Source organism: Limosilactobacillus sp. C0001E2, assembly GCF_056590915.1.
The window spans coordinates 114038-135991 of sequence record NZ_JBWPXC010000005.1 but is presented as its reverse complement, the minus strand read 5'-3'; the positions used below and the strand labels follow the sequence as shown (position 1 = coordinate 135991).

Here is a 21954-nt window from a genome sequence, read left to right as displayed (position 1 = left end):
TATGCGGAAGTAGTTCAGTGGTAGAACATCACCTTGCCATGGTGGGGGTCGCGGGTTCGAATCCCGTCTTCCGCTTTGCCAATTCCATAATATTATGCCGGGGTGGCGGAATTGGCAGACGCACAGGACTTAAAATCCTGCGGTCAGTGATGACCGTACCGGTTCGATCCCGGTCCTCGGCATTTTGCACCCATAGCGCAATTGGATAGAGTGTCTGACTACGAATCAGAAGGTTGCAGGTTCGACTCCTGCTGGGTGCATTTTTCGGAAAGTAGCTCAGCTTGGTAGAGCACCTGGTTTGGGACCAGGGGGTCGCAGGTTCGAATCCTGTCTTTCCGATTTATAGTAAAATATATACTATACTTAATTCGCGGTGTAGCTCAGCTGGCTAGAGCGTCCGGTTCATACCCGGGAGGTCGTGGGTTCGATTCCCTCCGCCGCGATTTGGGTGGTTAGATTGGACCTTTAGCTCAGTTGGTTAGAGCAAGCGGCTCATAACCGCCCGGTCGTAGGTTCGAGTCCTACAAGGTCCATTTACCAAAAGGTAAATGTTAATTACATATTATTTATGGAGGATTACCCAAGTGGCTGAAGGGGGCGGTCTTGAAAACCGCTAGGCCGGGCAACCGACGCAAGAGTTCGAATCTCTTATCCTCCTTTTTTATTATTGCGGGGTAGAGCAATCTGGTAGCTCGTCGGGCTCATAACCCGGAGGTCGTTGGTTCAAATCCAGCCCCCGCAATTGGTCCGTTGGTCTAGTTGGTTTAGGACGCATCCCTGTCACGGATGAGATCACGAGTTCGAGTCTCGTACGGACCGTATGGCTCGGTAGCTCAGTTGGTAGAGCAACGGATTGAAGCTCCGTGTGTCGGCGGTTCGATTCCGTCCCGCGCCATTGTTTTATGCGGGTATAGTTTAGTGGTAAAACCACAGCCTTCCAAGCTGTTGTCGCGAGTTCGATTCTCGTTACCCGCTTCTACCGATATTTTTGGTATGGGCCTATAGCTCAGTTGGTTTAGAGCGCACGCCTGATAAGCGTGAGGTCGATGGTTCGAGTCCATTTAGGCCCATTGGGGAAGTACTCAAGTGGCTGAAGAGGCGCCCCTGCTAAGGGTGTAGGTCGCGACAAGCGGCGCGAGGGTTCAAATCCCTCCTTCTCCGTTATTGCTCGCGTAATGTGAGTTAATGACCCGTTGGTCAAGTTGGTTAAGACACCAGCCTTTCACGCTGGTAACGTGGGTTCAAATCCCGCACGGGTCACTTTTATTATCGCGGGGTAGAGCAGTCTGGTAGCTCGTCGGGCTCATAACCCGGAGGTCGTTGGTTCAAATCCAGCCCCCGCAATTGGTCCGTTGGTCTAGTTGGTTTAGGACGCATCCCTGTCACGGATGAGATCACGAGTTCGAGTCTCGTACGGACCGTTTTAAAAAGCATTCCTTAAATGGAATGCTTTTTTGTTGTTTCTAAATCTAAAACAAGTGATTAATAAAAAGACAGCCAATTGGCTGCCAATAGTAACTACTCTTCCACTGTTTTAAAAACTTCTGTAAAATTACGTAATTGTTGATTAGTGTAATCTTTCAACTCTGCATAAATAGGACTCTTTAACCAGTTCTTCAAATCGTCTTCAGTTTTCCAAACAGTCAACATAACTAGTGTTTGTGGGTGATCCATTCGTGTTGCAAAATAGCCGCCACTCATTTGATCTTTAAATTGAGCATAAGTTTCGTCTAAGACATGTGGGCCGACTTTCTTTAGCATAGCACGAGTTTCTTTAGCTAAATCAAATGCTTGGAGAAAGAAAAAGCCATCAAAAGAATCATCACCGACATGATGAGTCGTTTCTAATTTAATCGAAGAGCCAAAGATACTTGGTTGATCAGATAGATCCATTAAAATGTAGTTATCTTCGGTTGTTAGGTTTTCCGCCATTACAAAACGCCGGTCAGGATTGGCTTTAATTTCATCATCAAAGTATGATTTGGAGCCTAAAGCATAGTTAATAACCTTAATCATTCCATTCACTCCTTTACAGACGTATTATACACTAAAAAATAGAATGGTAAAAAATCTGATTATGGTTTTCTGCAAACTTGACTCAGCTAATAGAAAAGGTAAAATTAATATATTATAAATGTTTTTGGTAGGGGGTGTAATTTTGGAAAAACGCCAGCTAGACGAGAATACGATTCAAGTGATTATTAACCAAGATGATTTAGAAGAACGTGGAATTTCAATGCTTGACCTAATTGGAAATCAAAAGCAAATTGAAGATTTCTTTTATAGTATTCTCGAAGAGGTTGATACAGAACATCAATTTCAAAAAAATGATTCTGTTACTTTTCAGGCATTACCGATTAAAAATGGTTTGGAATTAATTATTTCGAAAAATGTTAATCGTGGATCTAACTCTGAAATGAATCAAGTTTCAAATTTAATCGCTGATCAATTGCGGGGACATGATCATCAAAGTTATTCGAGTAATCATCAGTCTGATAGTAATGCGGGTAATAGTGATTCCGTTCTTTCAAATACCTTCGTTGTTAGATTTGCGGATTTCGAAAACTTTATTGAATTAGCTAACGTTTTAACTGATGATAATTTAAATGCCGATCTTTTCCATTATCAGAAAAAGTTTTATTTGGTACTGCAGGATCTCGATAATGTCGGAATGTCAAAAGACACAATTCTTAATTATCGGGCTCTTGCTAGTGAATATGGTCAGATTGTCGATATCACACCATCATTACTTCAAGAACATGGTAAATTGATCATACATCGATCAGCATTAGAGACAGCAAGATATTATTTCAAGTAAGAACTTCGGTGAATACTGGAGTTCTTTTGTATTTTTATTAACTTTTTACGTATTTAAAATAAGGGTGATAAAATGCAAATTGGAATGAATGATCATCATGAATTAGTGCATATTAAACAGGCACGATTTAATGTAATGAGCAATATATCTGTCCTGAATGTTCACAATCTCTTATTATTAAAATTTCCCAAAATGGGCGACCTTTTTTCGCTCATTATCATCGTTCACAATATTTATGTGGAGAGTCACAAAATCATGAACTAGGGAAAACACAAATTTTTAAATGGGCAAATCAGCGTGGCTGGGCCCCACAGTTAGAAGTGTATTTACCAGCTATTAAACAACGTCCCGATATTTTATTACGGATCAATAATAAGCAGATTGCGTTGGAGTATCAGTGCAGCCCTTTGAGTCTTGCCAAAATCAAAGCCCGCAATCGTGGTTATCAAATTCAGGGTATTTCTGTGAGATGGGTTCTAGGTCCTCGTTATCAAAGAAAATTATATTTTAACAAGATCGCGCAGTTTACCCAGCAGTACCAAAATAAACTTTATCTCTATTTTTGGGACTCGACGACTTGCCGTTTGGTATATCGTAATGATTTTGCAACTTGTTCTTTTAATGCTAATTGGGGCCCTCTTTGGAAAAAGATCAGGCATCAAACAAATCATTTACAACGACGCCGCCTAATTTCAAATTCATTAATAAATTTTGCTTATCAGAATGGTCGGATAGCCAGCTGTTGTCCGCTCTTTGTTCATGATATTGAAAAACGTTGGCCTGTAATGCAGCAGCCAATTATGAAATGGCGATTACAAACGTTATTAATGATGGAAAAATGGCCAATTGGTAAGCAAGTTACTCTAAAATATTGGCAACAGTGGTTATTTAATCAGGCCGATTGGCTTGAATTTCCCTGTTTAGACTTTCGAGCAGTCGAACAATTACGATTGCAAACGATTAATGATTGGCAAAAATCATTAGTCAAATCCAGGATTATCATTATGGATAGGGAAACAGTAATTTATCGTCAGCGGCCTCATTAGTTTTCAAGTATTGAAGAAAAGTATGGTAAAATTCAGCGACTTGCCACAAGAAATAGGCAGATTGGTTCAACGTATGATAGAATGGTGGGGTATGAATGAAGGAGGAAGAGTAATGGTTGAGGATTGGCAGCACTTCTTATTACCTTATCAGCAGGCCGTAAATGAATTAAAAGTTAAGCTGCGAGGAATGCGTAAGCAATATCAGGACCAAGCTCAACACTCACCAATTGAATTTGTCACTGGGCGCGTTAAGCCCGTCGATAGTATTAAGGAAAAAATGGTTCGGCGGCATGTTGCTGAAGATCGACTTGAGCAAGATATGCAAGACATTGCTGGTGTACGGATTATGTGTCAATTCGTTGAGGATATTTATGAAGTGGTCGATTTACTGCGTGAACGAAGTGATATGAATATTTTGGAAGAACGCGACTATATTAGTAATGTGAAGCCAAGTGGTTATCGTTCTTATCACATCGTTGTTGAATATCCAGTCCAACTGATCACTGGTGAGAAGAAGATTCTTGCAGAAATTCAAATTCGGACGTTGGCGATGAATTTCTGGGCAACAATTGAACATTCATTGAATTACAAATATCAAGGAGCTTTTCCGAGTGACCTATCAGCAAGATTGAAGAGCGCGGCAGAAGCGGCATTTAAACTTGATAATGAAATGTCTGAGATTCGCGAAGAAATTCAAGAAGCTCAAAATCTTTTTTCTTACAGTAAAAATTCTGATTGGTCGCAACAGAACTCAACACAAGAAAATCAGCAAGAGAATAAACAATAGTTGGTGATTATATGAAAGTAGCAGTCTACACTTATTCATCGCCAGAATCCCTGCGATTACGCGATTTGATTATTAAAGGATTAGACGAATATAAAATTGATTACGATGAGGGACATCCAGATATCGTGATTACGATTGGCGGCGATGGGACTCTGCTGTCGGCATTTAATAAATATGAGGATCAGTTAGACACCATTCGATTCATTGGTATTCATACCGGGCATTTGGGCTTTTATACTGATTGGCGTAATTTTGAAGTCCATGATTTAGTTGCCAGTCTTAAAGATGGGGCCGGACAGTCAATTAGTTACCCATTAATTGAAATGACGGCTAAGTTTTCTGACGGCCAAGTCATGAAAAAAATCTGCTTAAATGAATCAACTGTCAAAAACATTACCAAGACAATGGTGTGTGATGTCTACATTAACCACGAACTATTTGAACGATTCCGGGGGGACGGCTTGTGTGTTTCAACGCCAACTGGTTCCACCGCCTATAATAAAGCAGTGGGGGGCGCAGTTATGGATCCGCATATTATTGGATTCCAACTGGCAGAAATGGCATCACTTAATAACCGTGTTTTTCGAACACTGGGTTCACCCACAATTTTTGGAGCGGATAATATTCTAACGTTGCGGATAAAAGATGAATCAAGCATTGTTCTGACCTGTGATCGTGAAAAATGGGTCCTTGGTTCTAAACGTCATCATTTAGTTGAGCTAACCTTTGAGGTTTCGAGTAAAAAGATTAAGTTTGCCAAGTACCGTCATACTAATTTTTGGCAGCGGGTTCGTGAATCATTCATTGGAGATCTCTAGATGATTTTTACATGGCAGTACCAAGGAACAACTGAACGCAAATTAAGAAGTGTTTTAAAATCATTTGGTGTGACAAGTTCACTTTTAAAGGTCGCAATTTTTCATGGCGGTTCATTACGAATCGATCATCAACCAGCCTGGGCGGTGGATAAAGTTTTACCAGGACAAATGGTTGGTATTGAGCTACCGGATGAATCCGCAAATCCGAAAATCACGGCCTTTCCTGGCTCGTTTAAAATTGCTTATGAAGATGCCGATTTTTTAGTGATTAATAAGGATGCTGGAGTAGCAACCGTGCCTGCTCATAACGTTGCAGTCCAAGATAGTTTAGTTAATCGTGTCAAGAATTATTATTTAGTTCATCAGTATCCGAATCAGGTAACTCACGTTGCAACCCGCTTGGATAAGGATACTAGTGGATTGGTGGTTTTCCCAAAGCATCGATTTGCTCATGCTGTTTTGGATCGGCAATTAAAACGCCATCAAGTAAAAAAAGAATACGTAGCGATTGTTGGTGGCCAATTAAAAAATTATCATGGTTACATCTATGCACCAATTGGTCGAAATCCGGAGTCCTTTGTGAAACGACAAGTTCGTGATGATGGAAAGGACTCCATCACTGAATATTGGACAGAACGGACTGGCGAACAGTTTTCAGTTGTCCGGATTCGGCTTCATACGGGAAGAACTCACCAAATTCGGGTGCATTTTAGCTTTTTGGGGCACCCGTTAATTGGTGATGATATGTATGGAGGATCAGTTTCGTTGATGTCTCGTCAAGCGCTTCATTGTCGCTATATTAGTTTTTACAGTCCATTTAAAAAACAGCAAATTGAGTGTCAGGCACCACTACCTGATGATATGAACAAATTAATTGCAAAGCTTTAAATTTATAAAGAAACCCTCGAGTTCTCATGCATTGAGCTCGAGGGTTTCTTACTTTAGAACATCAGATTGATTAATTTTGTTCAACCCACTTTTTGACACAAATTGGTTCAGGACTAGTAACATCTTTTTGAATTAAGGTTAACATTCCATTTTCAGTATTCCGCCGATAAAGTGTTAAGTTATCACTATTTTGATTAGAAGCGATCAGGAACTTTTCATTACTATTCAGTTCGAAGTCACGGGGAAAGTCACCTTCGGAAGAAATTGATTGAATATGTTTAACCGTATGGTCAGGTTGTACTGCAAAGACAGCAATCGTATTTTCACCACGATTAGATGTGTAAATAAATTTACCATCAGAAGTAATATGAATGGCAGCAGCTCCATTATGAGCGGTCCAATCATCAGGAATTGTCTTGATCGTTTGAATATGGGTGAATGATGCGTCCGCCGCATTATATTTAAGGACCGCTAATTTACTACTAAGTTCGCCTAAAACGTATGCATATTGACCATTTGGGGCAAAGACCATATGACGTGTTCCAAAACCAGGTTCAAACTTAAACTGGTTGGCTGCAGTTAATTTACCATCATCACTGATGTTGTAGATAACCAATAGGTCCATCCCCAAATCACAAACTGCTAATCGACCGTCAGGTGTCAAGTCAGTAAAGTGGGGGTGTGGACCATCTGCCTGTTCTGGTTCAGGCCCGTGAGCTCCTTCATGTTTAACCGAATCAGTTTGGACGAATGTGCCATCTGGATTAATTTTATAAACATTGACTTCCGCCTTATGATAGTTAGCCGTAAACATCAAGTGACGTTTAGAATCTAGGCCGACATAGGCTGGTGGAGAACCGGCTGATAATGATTTATCCACTAATGTTGCCACACCATTTTCAATGTGGTAGGATGCTACGCCGCCAAGATTACCTTCTTGACGAATTGAAAATACAAGATGGTTAGGACCAACCTGCAAGTACGCCGGTTTTTCAGACTCAACAACAACTCGATCATTAACAAGCCGTTCCTTAGTTGGATCTAACGTGACAGCGTACATTCCCTTACTAGATTTTTTGGTATAAGTCCCAATTAAGAAATCTTTCGCCATGAGAACGCCTCCTAAATAGAATTGTCTCTATCATAGCAGGTCTCAATAGGTTCTACCAGTACTTGTGATATGGTAAACTATCTAAGAAAGGAATTTACTATGAAAAAAATCGAAAAAGTTAGTTCTTGGTTATGTGACCATTTAGCGCTATTTAGCTGCCCAGTTTGCCATGAGAAATTTATTCGGGTAAATAATCAACAATTGGTTTGTGTAAACGGCCATCGGCTCAATATTAACAAACATGGTTACGTCTATTTTTTGCAAAAGGGTGTTAAGTCTGAATATGATCGCGAGATGCTGCTTGCAAGACGCCAACTCCTGTCTGCAGGCCTATTTAGGAAAATTATTACGGCAATTAATGAAGAATTAGGAACGACTCCACAGAGTGTTCTTGATGTTGGTAGCGGTGAAGGAACCCCATTGTTTCAACTTCAACAGTTACGCAATCGACGTGATGAAACTTATGTTGGCTTTGATATCTCACGGCCAGGGGTTCAATTAGCGACGCAATTAGATCCGGAATTATTTTTCTGCTTGGCAGACCTGCGTCAGCTTCCGTTTCAAAATAACTCATTTTCCACCATCATCGAACTATTTTCACCGTCAGATTATCGTGAATTTCACCGAGTTTTAAAAACCAACGGAAAGGTAATCAAAGTGATCCCAACAGGAAATTATCTCCATGAAATGCGTTCATTACTTTATCCTGTGGATGATAAGCACCAAAAATATGATAATACCGCTGTAAAAAAACTATTCGCCAATCATTTTGGTGCAACCCACGTAAAGAATGTTCAATATCGGTTTACTATTCCAAAATCACTACGGTCATCAATGATTGAGATGTCGCCACTTCATTGGGGCAAAAATGCTCGTCGGTTAACGGAAGCTGAGATTAATCAATTAACGACCGTTACCGTTGATGTTGACCTATTGATTGGTAAACAGAATTAGTTGTTGTTCCCGACAAATTATATGCTATAATGTTTATTAGAAATCGTTTAGCAAGCGACATCGATCGGGTGAGTTCGTTGGTACTTGCTAAGGTGTACTTCATTAAAGCAGCGTTTCGCCGTGCCCACACCGAGACCCTGCTTTTTTTATTTGCAAAAAGAGGAAAAACTATGACAAATCATATTGTATTATTTGAGCCACTATTTCCGGCCAACACAGGGAATATAGCACGGACATGTGCTGGGACGAATACAGTACTGCATTTAATCAAGCCGCTAGGTTTTTCAACGGATGATAAGCATATGCGTCGTGCTGGATTGGATTATTGGGATAAAGTGAAGGTGGTTTATCACGATGATTTACCATCATTTATTCAAACTGTACCAGATTTGAAGCATCTATATATTGTTTCCAAGTTTGCCACCCGTGATTATACGGATGTTGATTATACAGAGTCTGGTGACCATTATTTCTTATTTGGCAAGGAAACGACAGGGTTGCCGGAACCATTTATGCGGCAGTATCCTGAATTAGCGATTCGGATTCCACAAAATGATCAAAATATTCGCGCATTAAACTTATCCAATAGTGCTGCAATCATAATTTATGAAGCATTACGGCAACAAAGTTTTCCTAATTTGGCGCGTACTCATCGGTACCCATTTGATAAATTAAAATAAAGGAAGGATTAAAATGGCGAGGAAAGGATCAACGAAAACTAGAACCAGAAAAAAGCGGACGAGTTCGTCCCGCGGTAAAAAAAATAATTCACTAGTCGGAAGTCTTTCTGGGGCCTTAATAATCCTTTTGACTTTAACCGGAATGTTTCAATTAGGTGTGCTGGGTTCGTTAGTGCTAGGCATCTATAAGATGCTAGTTGGACAAAGCTATCTATTATTAATGATCATCGTTCTGCTCTATTCGCTTGGCCTTGTGATTTATAACCAGTTAGTTCATTTTCGAAAAAATTGGGTATGGGGAATGATCATTTTTTATAGTGGACTATTACTATTTCTTCATTCACTCATGTTTCAAGAGTTGAATCAACATGGACATTTTTTTCAAGTAACTTGGAATAACGTGGGGCAAAGTATTGTTAATTCTGACCAGACGATGCCCATTGGTGGCGGATTGATTGGGGCAGGATTATATTCCATTACCAATGTTTTACTGGGACAAACCGGATCAGTTGCCTTTGCTTGGTTATTAATGATCATTGGGGTCGTGATCTTTTTTAAATTGCCTTGGCACCAAATAATTGTTAGTGGTCATCAAGCCATATTAGGATGGCTTAAACAAATACGAACCCAACGGCAAACCGTTAAGCAACGGTATCCTCAAACCAAATCATCGCCCACGGTTGACAATAAGCAACCGGTAGTCCACCAATCCGCTGAGCGTTCTGGTAAGAAGAATCTGGAACCAACAGTTGAACCTAAGATTACCGTGGCAGCCCAACCAACACCCCTCAAAAAAGAACATAATCCAGGTGGTCAGACTGAGGTGAACACGGTGAATCAGAAGGATGAGACAGCGGTTGGCGATTTTGCCACTGCCTCAGGAAATGATGATGAAAATTATCAACTTCCACCAACCTCGTTGTTGACCAAAGTGAATGCAACTGACCAAAGTGCGGATCTAAATTCCATTAAGGAGAACACGGCTAAACTCCAATCGACACTGAAGTCGTTTGGGGTTGATGCAACCGTAGAAAATGTTAATTTAGGACCTTCAGTTACCAAGTACGAATTGAGGCCAGCGGTTGGGGTGAAGGTGAGTCGAATTACCCACTTGGCGGATGACCTAGCCTTAGCTTTAGCAGCTAAAGATATTCGGATTGAAGCACCAATTCCTGGTAAATCCTTGATTGGAATAGAAGTTCCAAATAAGAAAGTTGCGACAGTCGGATTTCGCAATATGATCGAGTCGGTTGCCAGCCATCCTGAAAAGCCGTTAGAAGTACCTCTTGGCCGGACCGTTACTGGGGATGTTATGACTGCCGACTTAACTAAGATGCCACATTTGCTAATTGCAGGGGCGACCGGTAGTGGGAAGTCAGTTGCCATTAATGTGATTATTACTAGTATTCTTTTAAAGGCCAAACCACACCAAGTGAAGATGCTCATGATTGATCCGAAAAAAGTCGAGCTGAGTGTTTATAATGGGATTCCCCACCTGTTGTCTCCGGTTGTTTCAGATCCCAAAAAGGCAGCGCGTGCTCTAGCAAAAGTTGTTGCTGAAATGGAACGTCGATATGAATTATTTGCCAGTTTTGGAATTCGCAACATCAACGGCTATAATGAGCAATTGCAAAAAAATTCTTCAACTGACGATAACCACCCTTATTTACCGTTAATTCTGGTAATTGTGGATGAATTGGCTGACTTAATGATGACAGTTTCTAAAGAAGTTGAAGATTCAATTGTCAGAATTGCTCAGATGGGACGGGCAGCAGGAATCCACATGATTTTAGCAACTCAGCGACCATCAGTTGATGTTATTACCGGTTTGATTAAGGCGAATGTACCGTCACGAATTGCCTTCGCTGTTTCAAGTGGGGTAGATTCACGGACGATTATCGATACTAACGGTGCTGAAAAATTGTTAGGCCGGGGTGATATGCTTTTCGAACCAATTGATCAAAACAAGCCAACGCGGGTTCAAGGGGCATTCATTTCAGATGCAGATGTTGAAAACGTCGTGAAGTTTATTAAAGATGAGCAGCCGGCCGATTATGATGAAAAGATGGTGGTTAGCGATGAAGAGATTCAACATGAAGAAGAAATTACTGATCAGGATGAACTTTTTCCAGAAGCATTAAAATTTGTTGTTGATCAGCAAAAGGCCTCAACGTCTTTGATTCAGCGTCGTTTTCGGATTGGATACAATCGAGCCGCTCGCATCATTGATGATCTTGAACAACGTGGTTACATTGGACCGGCCAATGGATCCAAACCACGTGAAGTCTATAAGCAAAAAGATGATGAATAAAAAAAGCGCGCCGTTAAAGCGCGCAATTTTTTTAAATTAAGTTTAGTGAAGCCACTGCTCCTAAAATTAATGATCCCAGCATTGCAATTAGCATCAGCCAAACAGCGACCATTGTAATCTTTTGAAAAGTTGATTTCTTCTTTTTTTGCATCACATTCAGTCCTTATTAATGTTATGTTAGCTTACAGTTTAATCAATCTGACGATGAAATTCAAATCATTCAAGTGAAGATATGGTAATATTGTTGAGTAATAAATTGAGGAAAGGGAATTACAAAATTGAATTATCAGCGGGTTCTGATTGAAATATTAATAATTATTTGCTACTGGTTTGTTGAAAAAATGTTTTTTATGGTGTTCGTGAGTGCCAAAAATCGGCCACAAGCCAGGATTCACCACCCAAGTATTTGGGCAATTCTTTTTTTAGTCCTAACCTGGTGGAATTTAGGATATTACTATATTGCTTATCCAATTATCATCATAGCTAGCCTCGGAATCATTTTAGTGCTGAAACAGCTAATTGGGCAACATGAGTTTTTATACCGGATTTTTTGGCCAAGTTTTTGGAATTTAAGCTGTTTACTGATGGTTATTTCATATGTTATATCAATTTTTTGTTATCAACTCCCCACACCATAAAAGGCTGTCTTACCATCGTTTCAAGGCGTCATCCATTTTGGATGATGCCTTTTTTGATTTAAATGGGGTAATTTGGGGATGAATGTGGTGGATAGTGGGGGATTGTGGTAAACTAAAATCTGTAATTAGCAAAGGGGGGATTAGTCATGTTTATGGGTGAATTTAATCACTCGATTGATAATAAGGGCAGACTAATCATTCCTGCTAAGTTTCGTTCTCAACTTGGAGAACGGTTCGTCATTACTCGGGGGATGGACAAGTGTTTATCTGGTTACTCCATGAATGAATGGGACCAACTAAAGCAGCAATTAGAAAAGCTGCCGATGACGAAAAAGAATGTTCGACAATTTGTTCGTTTGATTTATTCAGCGGCAATTGAGTGTGAATTTGATCGTCAAGGACGGGTTAACTTATCTAAAACTCTGATTAACTATGCCAACATTAGTAAAAAGTGTGTAGTAGTCGGTGTGTCGTCCCATTTTGAAATCTGGGATGAAGATGCTTGGCAACAATATAGTGACCAAGCAGCGGAAGACTTTGACGAGGTGGCTGAAGATATTGATTTTGATTTCTAGAAGGAGGGAACAAGTCGGATGGAATTTGATCATGTTACCGTACTCCTTCATGAAGCAGTTGCTGGTTTAAATGTGCAGCCAGATGGTCAATATGTAGATGCAACATTGGGTGGTGGTGGCCACAGCGGCCTGATTTTATCCAAATTGCATGGTGGTCACCTATATGCTTTTGATCAAGATCGAACAGCCATCGAATACAATCAGGAGCATTTAGCAGATTATCTTGCACGCCATCAAGTAACCTTTATCAAGGATAACTTTAAAAATTTGCAAGTTGACTTGAGTAAACTGGGGGTTACTAAAGTAGATGGAATTGTCTATGATCTCGGCGTTTCATCACCGCAGTTTGATGATAGACAACGGGGGTTTAGTTATCAATATGATGCTAAGTTAGACATGCGGATGAATCAGGAGCAATCCTTATCAGCGTATGAAGTTGTGAATCAATGGCCCTATGACCGGTTAGTAAAGATTTTGTATCGTTATGGGGAAGAAAAATTTGCCAAGTCAATTGCACGGGCAATTGAACGACATCGTGAGAAACAACCGATCACTACCACCTTTGAACTAGTGGATGTGATTAAAGAAGCCATTCCGGCGCGGGCACGACGCCACGGCGGTCATCCCGCCAAAAAGACTTTTCAGGCCATTCGGATTGCGGTGAACAATGAACTGGGTGTTTTGGAAGCTTCATTAGAACAGGCCTTTGAAATGCTCAATGTTGGTGGACGAATTAGTGTCATTACTTTCCAGTCTCTGGAGGATCGGTTAGTAAAGACGATGTTTCGTGAACGAATAACCCTTAAAGATGTTCCGGCAGGCTTGCCTGTTATTCCTAAGGAACAACAGCCTGACTTTAAACTGGTTAATCGAAAGGCAATTGAGCCGTCACCACAAGAATTGGCAAGTAACCATCGGGCACATAGTGCACATTTACGAGTAATTGAAAAAGTGAAATAGATTGAAGGATAGTGGACAAAATGGATTTTAATACGAATGTTGCCAAAAAATTAACTGAAACACAGCCGCTTCAACAACCCCAGCAAGCTGCTCAACCACAATACCAACCAGTGGCGATTTCTAAATTTGAATATTTATTGACGGGGTGCTGTGCATTAGTTATTTGTGCAATGATGATTTCATTAATTTCGGCTAAAATTAGTGTTAATAATTCACAACGCCACTTGCAAAATATTCAAACTCAAATTAGCAAAGTCAATAATTCCAACATTAGTCAACAACAGGAAATCGGTGATTTGACCAGTCAAAGTAACTTGCAAAAAATTGCCGCTAAGTATAATCTAAATGATTCAAATACTAATGTAAGGAACGTTAATAAATAATGAAATCTCCTGATCAAAAAAAGCGAACGATGAATAATAAAGGACAACGAAACCATAAGCAGTTCGGTAAATGGCTGTGTTTGGTTACCGCTGCGATCTTTTTATTATTTATCGTTCGTTTTGCATATATTTCAATATTTAAGGATGTTAAAAATCATGACTTATCAACGGCTGCTGTACAACGTTACACACATTCACGGATTATTACAGCCCAGCGGGGAAACATTTACGATGATCAAGGAAATCTTTTAGCACGTAATACAAGTAAGTATACGGTCTATGCAGTACTTGATAAGAATCAAAAGACTATGAGTGGCAAACCACTATATGTCACCAACAAAAAAAGAACTGCAAAGGTTTTGGCAGAGTACCTAGGCATATCAGAAGAGAAAATCTATAAGGCATTGACGCCAAAGAAAAAACTTTACCAAGTCCAATTTGGGACTGCCGGATCAAACATTTCAGTCAGCAAAATGGAGGAGATTAAAGCCCGTCATTTAACAGGAATTAATTTTACTAAAACTCCGGCACGCCAATATCCTGAAGGTGAATTTGCTCGGCAGTTATTAGGTTCAACAGCGGTTAAGACCAATAGTAAAACGGGTCAGTCTAAATTAGTTGGCCAGATTGGTTTGGAACAGTATTTTGACAAGCAGTTACGTGGCCGCGATGGGTTAAAGAAATCAGAAAATGATGTTTATGGATATCAATTATCAGATTCGCCGCAAAAGGGGCATGCAGTAAAAAATGGTGATAATATTCATTTAACCCTGAATAATGCCGTTCAACATCAACTAGAAAATTTAGTTAATAGTGCCGATAAGTCTGCTAAGCCTTCTGCAATGACTGCGGTGGTGATGGAAGCTAAGACCGGTAAAATTATTGCAGCCACGCAGCGTCCAACGATGACTTCAGAGAAACCTGCGTGGACGAATGCCTTAATTCAAGATACATACGAACCTGGTTCAACAATGAAGGTCATTGCACTAGCATCAGCTATTAATTCTGGTAACTTTAACCCCAATGCAACCTATAAATCCGGAACTTGGGAAATGGGTGGCGGTAAAATTACGGACTGGAATACGAGTGGTTGGGGTAATATCACTTTTCGTGAAGCCTTCTACCGGTCCAGTAACGTTGGATTTGCCCATATTGAGCAAAATATGGGGGCATCTACTTGGATGAAATATTTAAAACGATTTGGCTTTTTAAAGCCCACTAAAGTTTACGGAATGTCTGGTGAATCCTCCGGAACGACAACCTTTAAAGGAGCGCTCGAACAAGCCAATACTTCATTTGGCCAGGGAATTACCGTCAATACGATGCAGATGATGCAGGCTTTTACGGCCGTTGCTAATAACGGTAAGATGATGCGACCATATATTGTAAAACGGGTAACTAATAGTAAGGGAAAAACTATTAAGACAGTTAAGCCAAAGCAAGTCGGTAAACCAATCAGTAGTTCTGCTGCTAAAGAGACTCGTAAGTATATGCAGGGGGTTATTTACGATAAAGTCGGCACTGGGCAACTATATAAAGTTAAGGGTTACCGGATTGCTGGAAAAACTGGAACTGCTCAAATTGGTAGTGCTAATGGTTATGAGCAAGGCTCGAATAATTACATTTATTCGTTTGTCGGGTTCGCGCCAGCTAAAAACCCTAAGTATATTCTGTATATCACAATGCGGAAGCCAACGTCGACAAACGGTCCTGCAGAAAAGACCATGGCGTCAATTACAACACCGTTAATCAAAACATTACTGGATAAGCAAAAGAGCAAACAAACTAAAAAACAAGGAGTTGTGAAGGTTGTTAATGTTGTCGGTAAGGATGTCAAGGATGCACAAGATATCCTTACGAAAGACCATCTTCAAGTGACAGTAATTGGTGATGGAAAGAAGATTCAGCAACAATCGCTGTCTCCAGGAAACGGAGTTGTGATTAATAATCGCATTATCTTAGTAACCAGTGGCAAGATTAAGATGCCAAATATTAATGGCTGGAGCCAATCTGACGTGAGTCAGCTGGCCCAGTTGTTGAATTTACAAGTTGACTCCTCCGGGAGCGGGTTTGTAACTGATCAAAGCATCAAAGAAAATCAAACGGTTAAATCTGGTCAACAATTAACCGTTAAGTTTGAAGAGAAATAGAAAAGATTCGGAGGAAGATAATGATGAGCAAAATTTTATTGAGTGGCCTCATCTCATTGGTGATTGCTGGAGGATTAACGTATCTATTAATGCCTTACTTGATTCGCTATTTCCGGGCGAAAAAGGAGGGGCAGCAGATCCGTGAGATTGGCCCAACCTGGCACGCCAAAAAAGCCGGTACACCGACTATGGGCGGAATTCTATTTATTGCGGCAACGGTGATTGCCATTTTACTGGTGGCCATTTTTAATAGATTCCTTTTAACCAACACTATGTGGGCTTTGTTGTTTACGCTCGTGGTGTACGGTCTCATTGGAATGTGGGATGATAGTATTAAGATTTTTCACCACCAAAATGAAGGCTTTAAACCTTGGAAAAAATTTTTATGTCAGGTAATTGCTGCCATGGTGTTTGCAGTCATTTATCAACATGAAAACTTCCAAATGGGCTTTGGAACAAGCTCTATTGGGTGGATCTACGCCTTATTCATTATTTTTTGGATGGTTGGCTTTTCGAATGCAGTTAACCTAACTGATGGATTGGATGGCTTGGTTACCGGATTGGCGGTTATTTCATTTGGTGCTTACTTTGTCATTGCTTTGTTTCAAAAACAAACTGAGGTTGCAGTCTTTTGCTTGACGATTATTGGTGCATTGATTGGCTTCTTCCCATTCAATCATAAACCTGCTCAAATTTTCATGGGTGATATGGGATCTTTGACCCTAGGCGCGAGTCTAGCTGCTGTCTCACTTTTATTACATCATGAATGGTCGTTACTAATTATCGGCTTAGTTTACGTTCTAGAAACAGCAAGTGTAATTTTGCAAGTTGCATCGTTTAAAACGACTGGAAAACGGATTTTTAAGATGACGCCGATCCACCATACCTTCGAAATGATTGGTTGGAGTGAGTGGAAAATTGACCTCACATTCTGGGGATTCCAGTTGATTTGTGCTATAATCGCAGTTTCAATGATTGTTATTTTTGGTTAGATCAAGAAGGGTGACTATTATGAATAATGTAACAAAGTATAATGGCAAAAACGTATTAGTGATGGGCTTTGGACTGAGTGGTTTAAATGCCGCTCATTTGTTGGTTAAATTAGGGGCAAATGTGGTTGCAAATGATCAAAAGACCCCTGATGATCCAACCATAGTAGAAAATTTGAAAAAAGATGGTATTAAAGTGATTACTGGTGATAATCCAGTTAGTTTGGCGGATGAAGATTTTGATTACGTAGTTAAGAATCCTGGGATTCCTTATGATGTTCCGTTGGTTGCGGCCTTTGTTAAGAAGGGCACTCCAATTATTACTGAAGCAGAACTTGGTTATGAAATTTTTCCAGGACATTTGGTCAGTGTTACTGGTTCCAATGGAAAAACGACAACCACGACATTAATTCAAAAAATGTTGGATGCTGGTCTATCTCATACCGCAAAATATGCAGGTAATATTGGGGTATCCTTTACGAAGACGGCACAAGAATTAAGTTCGGATGACTACCTTGTAACTGAATTATCTAGTTTTCAACTTTTGGGAACTCCTGAACTTCATCCACATATTGCAGTGATTACCAATATTTTTGCTAATCACTTGGATTACCATAAGACTCGTGAGAATTACATTAACGCTAAGTTAAACATTACACGCAATCAAACTAAGGACGACTACCTAATCATGAATTGGGATCGTGATGAGTGGCAAGAAATTGCGCGGCGTTCATCAGCTACGATTGTGCCATTTTCGCGCCTTGGGAAGAGTAAGGATGGTGCATACGTTGAAGATGGTGTTATTTATTGGCGTGGTGAAAAGGTAATGCCAACCAAAGATATTCGTTTGATTGGACCACAAAATGTAGAAAATGCGTTAGCAGCAATTGCTGCAGCCAAGTTAAGTGGGGTTGATAATGAAGCGATTATTAATGTTCTAACTACCTTTGGTGGTGTTCGTCACCGTCTTCAATACGTAATGGATTATCAAGAACGCCGTTTTTACAATGATTCTAAGTCAACTGATATCGAAGCGACTGAAGTTGCTTTGCAAGGATTTGAACAACCAGTCATTCTTCTCGCCGGTGGTCTTGATCGTGGTTATACTTTTGAACGGTTAGTTCCATACTTTAAGAAACATGTTAAAGCGCTGATTGTCTTTGGGGAATGCAAAGACAAAATGAAAGATGCGGGAGAACAAGCTGGCCTCCCAGTATATGAAAGTGAGAACGCAGTTACTGCAGTTCCAGAGGCATGGAAATTAAGCGAACCGGGTGATGTGATCCTCTTATCACCTGCCAATGCCAGCTGGGACCAATTCCCAAGTTTTGAAGTGCGCGGCGATAAGTTTATTGAGGCGGTTGAACAGTTAACCGGTCAAAAGGAGCAGAAGTAATGAGATTATTAGTTTCAGGCGGTGGTACTGGCGGTCACATTTATCCAGCACTAGCCTTAATAGAACGGTTGAAACAAGTTGAACCTGATACTGAGGTGTTATACGTCGGTACCACACGGGGGTTGGAAAATAAAATCGTTCCGGCTGCCGGTTTAAAGCTTAAAACCTTGCACACCCAAGGTTTTAAACGATCACTGTCTCTAGAAAACTTCAAAACTTTATACTTGTTCGTAAAGTCGGTTCACGACGCGAAAAAGATTATTCGGGATTTTCGACCTGACGTAGTTTTAGGAACTGGTGGTTATGTTAGTGGTGCGGTTTTATATGCTGCTGCCAAAATGCATATTCCTACCGTTATCCACGAACAAAATAGTGTGGTTGGGATTACGAATAAGTTTTTGAGTCGTTATGTTGATGAAATTGCGATCGCGTTTGAAGCAGCTCGAGATCAGTTTCCGATTAATAAAGTTCACATGACTGGTAATCCGCGTGCCCAACAAGTTGCCGCTAATTTAAATTCAGATTATTCATGGACGAATGATGGATTACGTGATGATCGACCAACAATGATGATTTTTGGCGGTAGCCAAGGGGCACCAAAAATTAACCAGAGCGTTGTCGATGCTATTCCCGAATTTAACAAACGTGATTATCAGGTTATTTTCGCAACTGGCCAAAAGCGCTATCAGAAGGTAATGGAAAAGCTACGCAACGTTTCAGTTGGTAAGAACGTAAAAGTAGTTCCTTACATTCCAGATATGCCTAAAAAGCTCCCTAAGGTCGCAGCATTAGTTTCACGTGCTGGAGCCACGACGATTGCGGAAATTACTGCGTTGGGAATTCCAACGATTTTAATTCCTAGCCCTTATGTAACAGCTAATCATCAGGTTAAAAACGCCCAGGCTTTAGTAAAAAAAGGTGCCGCGCTAATGATTTTAGAGGATCAGCTCGATGCACGGACTTTACTACTTCAAGCCGATAAAATTATGGAAAATGCAGCAGGTCGCCAAAAAATGGCTGAGGCATCAAAACAAATTGGTAAGCCAAATGCAGCAGATTTATTAATTGATGTTTTAAAGAAAGCTGAGCATGACCATCAATAAAGGAGGGAAGAAAGGTGAGTCATCATTATGACGACAACGACGATCATCAACGCTATTTGCAGCGCCTTAAGAAGCTGGAGAATAGTGGCCTCCATGCCATCAAAGAGATTCGTGATCGTGAAACGTCTTTAAATAATGAAGTTCCCGCTGTTGGTTATCGGCAGAAAGTTGGTAATGGTAAACGGGCGGCAAGTATCCTGATTCCCTTTATTTTAGTTTTATTGATAGCCATTTACATGATCTCTCCACTCAGTAAAATTAAGAATGTGAGGGTGGAAGGGAATACAGAAATGACCAGCCGTGAAGTTCAGAAGGCAACGAATATCCGCTCAGGACGTTATATTTGGTGGATGCTTCGGCATCAAGGGACGACCCTTTCTCAAGCGCAGAAGCGAAACCCGCAAATTAAAACTCTCCGAATTAAGTTGACGGGTCCACGATCAGTTAGGGTACAAGTCACTGAGTATCCGGTAATTGGAATTATTAATCACGATGGTCGACAACAATTGCTCTTATCAAATGGTAAGTATCGTCCAATCACTGGTAGGGTTGATAATTTTCTTCATTACGCAAACTTTAATAATAGTTACACCCATTTAAAGATTGCGGCTCGAGAAATTGGTACTTTGCCAAAGTATATTCGCCAAAGTATTTCAGAAGTTAGCTATTCACCAACTAAACTAAATCCAGATCGTCTCAAACTTATTATGAATGACGGTAATACGGTTTTGGTCCGTGCAGATACGCTTGGTGAAAAGATGAAGTACTATCCTTCAATCGTTTCAAAGATGAAGGGCAACGGAATTATTGACTTACAATATGGAGCTTACTCATATAATTACGGTAATAAACAAAAATAAGGTTTTTATAAGTAGTTTTGTGGATTTAGCAGGTGTAGCCACCCAAACTGTGGTAAAATCAAATAGTAAGTCAAATTATAAATAAAAAAATTTTAGGAGGGTTCCTTGTAAATGAATAATTCACAAATCTATGTTTGTTTAGACATTGGAACCACTTCGATCAAAGTACTTGTATGCGAAAACGTTAAGGGCAAGCTGAAATTGATCGGTGTTGGCAAACAACCATCTGGTGGCCTGAATCGTGGAGTAATTATCGACATTGATCGGACGGCTAATGCTATTAAACAGGCGGTGGCTCAAGCAACTGAAAAGTCTGGTGTCAAAATTAGCAAAGCGGTGATTGGGTTGCCCGCTAATTATTTACAGATGAATCAGGTTCATGGGATGATCAATCTATCAGACCAAGGACAACCGCGAGAAATTGTAAATCAAGATGTGATTGATGTCGCACACTCAACGCTTTCTCAAGGGTTGCCGCCAGAACGTGAAGTGATTGATCTAGTACCACGTGGCTTTGCGGTTGATCAATTTCGTGGAATAAAAGATCCGCGTGGCATGTCTGGAATTCGTTTGGAATTATGGGCAACTCTTTATAGCGGACCGAAGACCATTGTTTATAATACACGGAAATCGGTTGAACAAGCTGGTTTAAAGATTGAAGACATGGTTGTCGATTCTATTGCTACCGGTTCAAATGTGTTAAGTGATGGTGAACAAGATTTTGGTACTGTCATCATGGATCTTGGTGCTGGTCAAACTACTACCAGCATTATTCATGATCACCAGCTTAAATTTGCCTATGTTGATCCTGAGGGTGGTAACTATATTACCAAGGATATTTCAGCTGTTCTGAATACTTCGCAAAAGAACGCTGAACAATTAAAACGTGACCATGGTTATGCAGATAGTCGGCAGGCGGCTGAAGATGTTCAGTTGGCCGTAGATGTAGTTGGAAAAGCCCAACCAGTTAATTATACTGAAAAGTATTTATCTGAGGTAATTGAAGCGCGAATTCGTCAAATTTTCCGCCGCGCAAAGGACAAACTTGATTCAATTAATGCTCCAGAATTGCCAGGCGGATTGGTACTTTATGGTGGTGTTGCTGCGTTACCGGGCATCAAGGAAATTGCTGCTGAATATTTTACAGGGAATGTCCGAGTATTCGTTCCTAACGAAATGGGAATTCGACAGCCAAGTTATGCGACCGCACTCTCACTTTGTTTGTACGAAAGTAGTCTGACGGATGTTGACCGCTTGATTAAGGAAACTGTTCATGATGGCAATCTGATTGCTAGTCCTCATCAAGGTCAGCAAAATGAAAATATGGTGGTCAACCAGAGCAAGCCAAAACGCCAACGCAAAATTCGCCATTCTAACCCGAAGAATTCAGCCCCTGCTCATGAACAAAATCAAGAACGGGAAAGCAAAAAATCTGAAGGAGAAAGTAAAATTAAGAGTTTCTTTAGCAACTTTTTTGACTAATTAAG

General features: G+C 40.4%; 20 protein-coding genes, 16 tRNA genes and 1 pseudogene. 34 read left to right on the top strand and 3 right to left on the bottom strand.

Features of this window, described 5'->3' with window-relative positions; all coding sequences use genetic code 11:
• Positions 1-3: 3 nt before the first annotated feature.
• The 16 genes from AC1EKL_RS07020 to AC1EKL_RS06945 all read left to right on the top strand — a co-directional run bounded on the left by AC1EKL_RS07020 (position 4) and on the right by AC1EKL_RS06945 (position 1421).
• A tRNA-Gly gene (locus tag AC1EKL_RS07020) sits at positions 4-75 on the top strand.
• 21 nt (positions 76-96) lie between these two features.
• Positions 97-182 (top strand) — tRNA-Leu (locus AC1EKL_RS07015).
• Positions 183-186: 4 nt separating this feature from the next.
• A tRNA-Arg gene (locus AC1EKL_RS07010) sits at positions 187-260 on the top strand.
• Positions 261-265: 5 nt separating this feature from the next.
• A tRNA-Pro gene (locus tag AC1EKL_RS07005) sits at positions 266-339 on the top strand.
• Positions 340-369: 30 nt separating this feature from the next.
• Positions 370-443 (top strand) — tRNA-Met (locus AC1EKL_RS07000).
• 16 nt (positions 444-459) lie between these two features.
• Positions 460-533 (top strand) — tRNA-Ile (locus AC1EKL_RS06995).
• A gap of 37 nt (positions 534-570) precedes the next feature.
• Positions 571-658: transfer RNA gene (locus AC1EKL_RS06990), tRNA-Ser, on the top strand.
• Between the two features lie 10 nt (positions 659-668).
• Positions 669-742 (top strand) — tRNA-Met (locus AC1EKL_RS06985).
• A 2-nt stretch (positions 743-744) separates the two neighbouring features.
• Positions 745-819: transfer RNA gene (locus AC1EKL_RS06980), tRNA-Asp, on the top strand.
• A 3-nt stretch (positions 820-822) separates the two neighbouring features.
• A tRNA-Phe gene (locus AC1EKL_RS06975) sits at positions 823-895 on the top strand.
• A gap of 9 nt (positions 896-904) precedes the next feature.
• Positions 905-975, top strand: a tRNA-Gly gene (locus tag AC1EKL_RS06970).
• A 20-nt stretch (positions 976-995) separates the two neighbouring features.
• A tRNA-Ile gene (locus tag AC1EKL_RS06965) sits at positions 996-1070 on the top strand.
• A gap of 2 nt (positions 1071-1072) precedes the next feature.
• Positions 1073-1161, top strand: a tRNA-Ser gene (locus tag AC1EKL_RS06960).
• A 26-nt stretch (positions 1162-1187) separates the two neighbouring features.
• Positions 1188-1260: transfer RNA gene (locus tag AC1EKL_RS06955), tRNA-Glu, on the top strand.
• Between the two features lie 10 nt (positions 1261-1270).
• Positions 1271-1344 (top strand) — tRNA-Met (locus tag AC1EKL_RS06950).
• 2 nt (positions 1345-1346) lie between these two features.
• Positions 1347-1421: transfer RNA gene (locus tag AC1EKL_RS06945), tRNA-Asp, on the top strand.
• Between the two features lie 97 nt (positions 1422-1518).
• Here the strand turns inward: AC1EKL_RS06945 and AC1EKL_RS06940 are convergent.
• Positions 1519-2016, bottom strand: a complete 498-nt coding sequence (locus AC1EKL_RS06940) for a hypothetical protein (RefSeq protein ID WP_480189499.1) — start codon at positions 2014-2016, stop codon at positions 1519-1521.
• Between the two features lie 142 nt (positions 2017-2158).
• Here AC1EKL_RS06940 and AC1EKL_RS06935 point away from each other — a divergent pair, with 142 nt between their 5' ends.
• From AC1EKL_RS06935 to AC1EKL_RS06910, 6 genes and pseudogenes are all read left to right on the top strand, one after another.
• A complete protein-coding gene (locus AC1EKL_RS06935; RefSeq protein ID WP_480189500.1) occupies positions 2159-2818 on the top strand; it encodes an adaptor protein MecA in 660 nt (219 codons plus the stop codon).
• A gap of 146 nt (positions 2819-2964) precedes the next feature.
• Positions 2965-3423, top strand: a pseudogene (locus tag AC1EKL_RS06930) (competence protein CoiA); the annotation flags it as partial.
• Positions 3424-3603: 180 nt separating this feature from the next.
• Positions 3604-3864, top strand: coding sequence for a hypothetical protein (locus tag AC1EKL_RS06925; RefSeq protein WP_480189501.1), 261 nt, complete (start codon positions 3604-3606; stop codon positions 3862-3864).
• Between the two features lie 112 nt (positions 3865-3976).
• A complete protein-coding gene (yjbM, locus tag AC1EKL_RS06920; RefSeq protein WP_464465441.1) occupies positions 3977-4651 on the top strand; it encodes a GTP diphosphokinase in 675 nt (224 codons plus the stop codon).
• 11 nt (positions 4652-4662) lie between these two features.
• A complete protein-coding gene (locus tag AC1EKL_RS06915; RefSeq protein ID WP_480189502.1) occupies positions 4663-5469 on the top strand; it encodes an NAD kinase in 807 nt (268 codons plus the stop codon).
• Entirely contained in the window at positions 5470-6357 is an 888-nt protein-coding gene (locus tag AC1EKL_RS06910) for an RluA family pseudouridine synthase (protein ID WP_480189503.1), read from the top strand.
• Between the two features lie 70 nt (positions 6358-6427).
• On the opposite strand, the gene AC1EKL_RS06905 is transcribed toward AC1EKL_RS06910, so the two are convergent.
• Positions 6428-7468, bottom strand: a complete 1041-nt coding sequence (locus tag AC1EKL_RS06905) for a lactonase family protein (protein WP_480189504.1) — start codon at positions 7466-7468, stop codon at positions 6428-6430.
• Positions 7469-7567: 99 nt separating this feature from the next.
• Between AC1EKL_RS06905 and AC1EKL_RS06900 the strand changes: the two genes are divergently transcribed.
• The 3 genes from AC1EKL_RS06900 to AC1EKL_RS06890 all read left to right on the top strand — a co-directional run bounded on the left by AC1EKL_RS06900 (position 7568) and on the right by AC1EKL_RS06890 (position 11413).
• Positions 7568-8422, top strand: coding sequence for a methyltransferase domain-containing protein (locus tag AC1EKL_RS06900; protein ID WP_480189505.1), 855 nt, complete (start codon positions 7568-7570; stop codon positions 8420-8422).
• Between the two features lie 170 nt (positions 8423-8592).
• Positions 8593-9102 (top strand): tRNA (cytidine(34)-2'-O)-methyltransferase, encoded by a 510-nt coding sequence (locus AC1EKL_RS06895; protein ID WP_480189506.1) that lies wholly within the window; start codon positions 8593-8595, stop codon positions 9100-9102.
• 13 nt (positions 9103-9115) lie between these two features.
• On the top strand, positions 9116-11413 hold the full coding sequence (locus tag AC1EKL_RS06890; RefSeq protein WP_480189507.1) for a DNA translocase FtsK: 2298 nt from the start codon (positions 9116-9118) through the stop codon (positions 11411-11413).
• Positions 11414-11444: 31 nt separating this feature from the next.
• Here the strand turns inward: AC1EKL_RS06890 and AC1EKL_RS06885 are convergent, their stop codons facing one another.
• Positions 11445-11564, bottom strand: a complete 120-nt coding sequence (locus AC1EKL_RS06885) for a DUF4044 domain-containing protein (protein ID WP_081443408.1) — start codon at positions 11562-11564, stop codon at positions 11445-11447.
• Positions 11565-12197: 633 nt separating this feature from the next.
• Between AC1EKL_RS06885 and mraZ the strand changes: the two genes are divergently transcribed.
• The 9 genes from mraZ to ftsA all read left to right on the top strand — a co-directional run bounded on the left by mraZ (position 12198) and on the right by ftsA (position 21949).
• Positions 12198-12626: a division/cell wall cluster transcriptional repressor MraZ gene (gene mraZ / locus AC1EKL_RS06880; RefSeq protein ID WP_480189508.1), complete on the top strand. Its 429-nt coding sequence runs from the start codon at positions 12198-12200 to the stop codon at positions 12624-12626.
• Between the two features lie 18 nt (positions 12627-12644).
• Positions 12645-13586: a 16S rRNA (cytosine(1402)-N(4))-methyltransferase RsmH gene (gene rsmH / locus AC1EKL_RS06875; RefSeq protein WP_480189509.1), complete on the top strand. Its 942-nt coding sequence runs from the start codon at positions 12645-12647 to the stop codon at positions 13584-13586.
• Positions 13587-13606: 20 nt separating this feature from the next.
• Positions 13607-13969, top strand: coding sequence for a cell division protein FtsL (locus AC1EKL_RS06870; RefSeq protein WP_480189510.1), 363 nt, complete (start codon positions 13607-13609; stop codon positions 13967-13969).
• A complete protein-coding gene (locus AC1EKL_RS06865) occupies positions 13969-16119 on the top strand; it encodes a penicillin-binding transpeptidase domain-containing protein (RefSeq protein WP_480189511.1) in 2151 nt (716 codons plus the stop codon). The genes AC1EKL_RS06870 and AC1EKL_RS06865 overlap by 1 nt, the downstream gene beginning before the upstream one ends.
• Positions 16120-16139: 20 nt before the next feature.
• Entirely contained in the window at positions 16140-17111 is a 972-nt protein-coding gene (gene mraY, locus AC1EKL_RS06860) for a phospho-N-acetylmuramoyl-pentapeptide-transferase (protein ID WP_480189512.1), read from the top strand.
• 19 nt (positions 17112-17130) lie between these two features.
• Positions 17131-18504: a UDP-N-acetylmuramoyl-L-alanine--D-glutamate ligase gene (gene murD, locus AC1EKL_RS06855; protein ID WP_480189513.1), complete on the top strand. Its 1374-nt coding sequence runs from the start codon at positions 17131-17133 to the stop codon at positions 18502-18504.
• Positions 18504-19607, top strand: a complete 1104-nt coding sequence (gene murG / locus AC1EKL_RS06850) for an undecaprenyldiphospho-muramoylpentapeptide beta-N-acetylglucosaminyltransferase (protein WP_480189514.1) — start codon at positions 18504-18506, stop codon at positions 19605-19607. Before murD ends, murG begins: the two co-directional genes overlap by 1 nt.
• A 14-nt stretch (positions 19608-19621) precedes the next feature.
• On the top strand, positions 19622-20467 hold the full coding sequence (locus AC1EKL_RS06845) for a cell division protein FtsQ/DivIB (RefSeq protein WP_480189515.1): 846 nt from the start codon (positions 19622-19624) through the stop codon (positions 20465-20467).
• A gap of 111 nt (positions 20468-20578) precedes the next feature.
• Positions 20579-21949 (top strand): cell division protein FtsA, encoded by a 1371-nt coding sequence (ftsA, locus tag AC1EKL_RS06840; protein WP_480190259.1) that lies wholly within the window; start codon positions 20579-20581, stop codon positions 21947-21949.
• Positions 21950-21954 lie beyond the last annotated feature (5 nt).

What these genes read in the sequence shown, in the direction of transcription:
- AC1EKL_RS06940 (WP_480189499.1), bottom strand. Translation starts at nt 2,016, where the DNA reads ATGATTAAGGTTATTAACTATGCTTTAGGCTCCAAATCATACTTTGAT.
- AC1EKL_RS06925 (WP_480189501.1), top strand. Translation starts at nt 3,604, where the DNA reads ATGCAGCAGCCAATTATGAAATGGCGATTACAAACGTTATTAATGATG.
- yjbM (WP_464465441.1), top strand. Translation starts at nt 3,977, where the DNA reads ATGGTTGAGGATTGGCAGCACTTCTTATTACCTTATCAGCAGGCCGTA.
- AC1EKL_RS06915 (WP_480189502.1), top strand. Translation starts at nt 4,663, where the DNA reads ATGAAAGTAGCAGTCTACACTTATTCATCGCCAGAATCCCTGCGATTA.
- AC1EKL_RS06910 (WP_480189503.1), top strand. Translation starts at nt 5,470, where the DNA reads ATGATTTTTACATGGCAGTACCAAGGAACAACTGAACGCAAATTAAGA.
- AC1EKL_RS06905 (WP_480189504.1), bottom strand. Translation starts at nt 7,468, where the DNA reads ATGGCGAAAGATTTCTTAATTGGGACTTATACCAAAAAATCTAGTAAG.
- AC1EKL_RS06900 (WP_480189505.1), top strand. Translation starts at nt 7,568, where the DNA reads ATGAAAAAAATCGAAAAAGTTAGTTCTTGGTTATGTGACCATTTAGCG.
- AC1EKL_RS06895 (WP_480189506.1), top strand. Translation starts at nt 8,593, where the DNA reads ATGACAAATCATATTGTATTATTTGAGCCACTATTTCCGGCCAACACA.
- AC1EKL_RS06890 (WP_480189507.1), top strand. Translation starts at nt 9,116, where the DNA reads ATGGCGAGGAAAGGATCAACGAAAACTAGAACCAGAAAAAAGCGGACG.
- AC1EKL_RS06885 (WP_081443408.1), bottom strand. Translation starts at nt 11,564, where the DNA reads ATGCAAAAAAAGAAGAAATCAACTTTTCAAAAGATTACAATGGTCGCT.
- mraZ (WP_480189508.1), top strand. Translation starts at nt 12,198, where the DNA reads ATGTTTATGGGTGAATTTAATCACTCGATTGATAATAAGGGCAGACTA.
- rsmH (WP_480189509.1), top strand. Translation starts at nt 12,645, where the DNA reads ATGGAATTTGATCATGTTACCGTACTCCTTCATGAAGCAGTTGCTGGT.
- AC1EKL_RS06870 (WP_480189510.1), top strand. Translation starts at nt 13,607, where the DNA reads ATGGATTTTAATACGAATGTTGCCAAAAAATTAACTGAAACACAGCCG.
- AC1EKL_RS06865 (WP_480189511.1), top strand. Translation starts at nt 13,969, where the DNA reads ATGAAATCTCCTGATCAAAAAAAGCGAACGATGAATAATAAAGGACAA.
- mraY (WP_480189512.1), top strand. Translation starts at nt 16,140, where the DNA reads ATGATGAGCAAAATTTTATTGAGTGGCCTCATCTCATTGGTGATTGCT.
- murD (WP_480189513.1), top strand. Translation starts at nt 17,131, where the DNA reads ATGAATAATGTAACAAAGTATAATGGCAAAAACGTATTAGTGATGGGC.
- murG (WP_480189514.1), top strand. Translation starts at nt 18,504, where the DNA reads ATGAGATTATTAGTTTCAGGCGGTGGTACTGGCGGTCACATTTATCCA.
- ftsA (WP_480190259.1), top strand. Translation starts at nt 20,579, where the DNA reads ATGAATAATTCACAAATCTATGTTTGTTTAGACATTGGAACCACTTCG.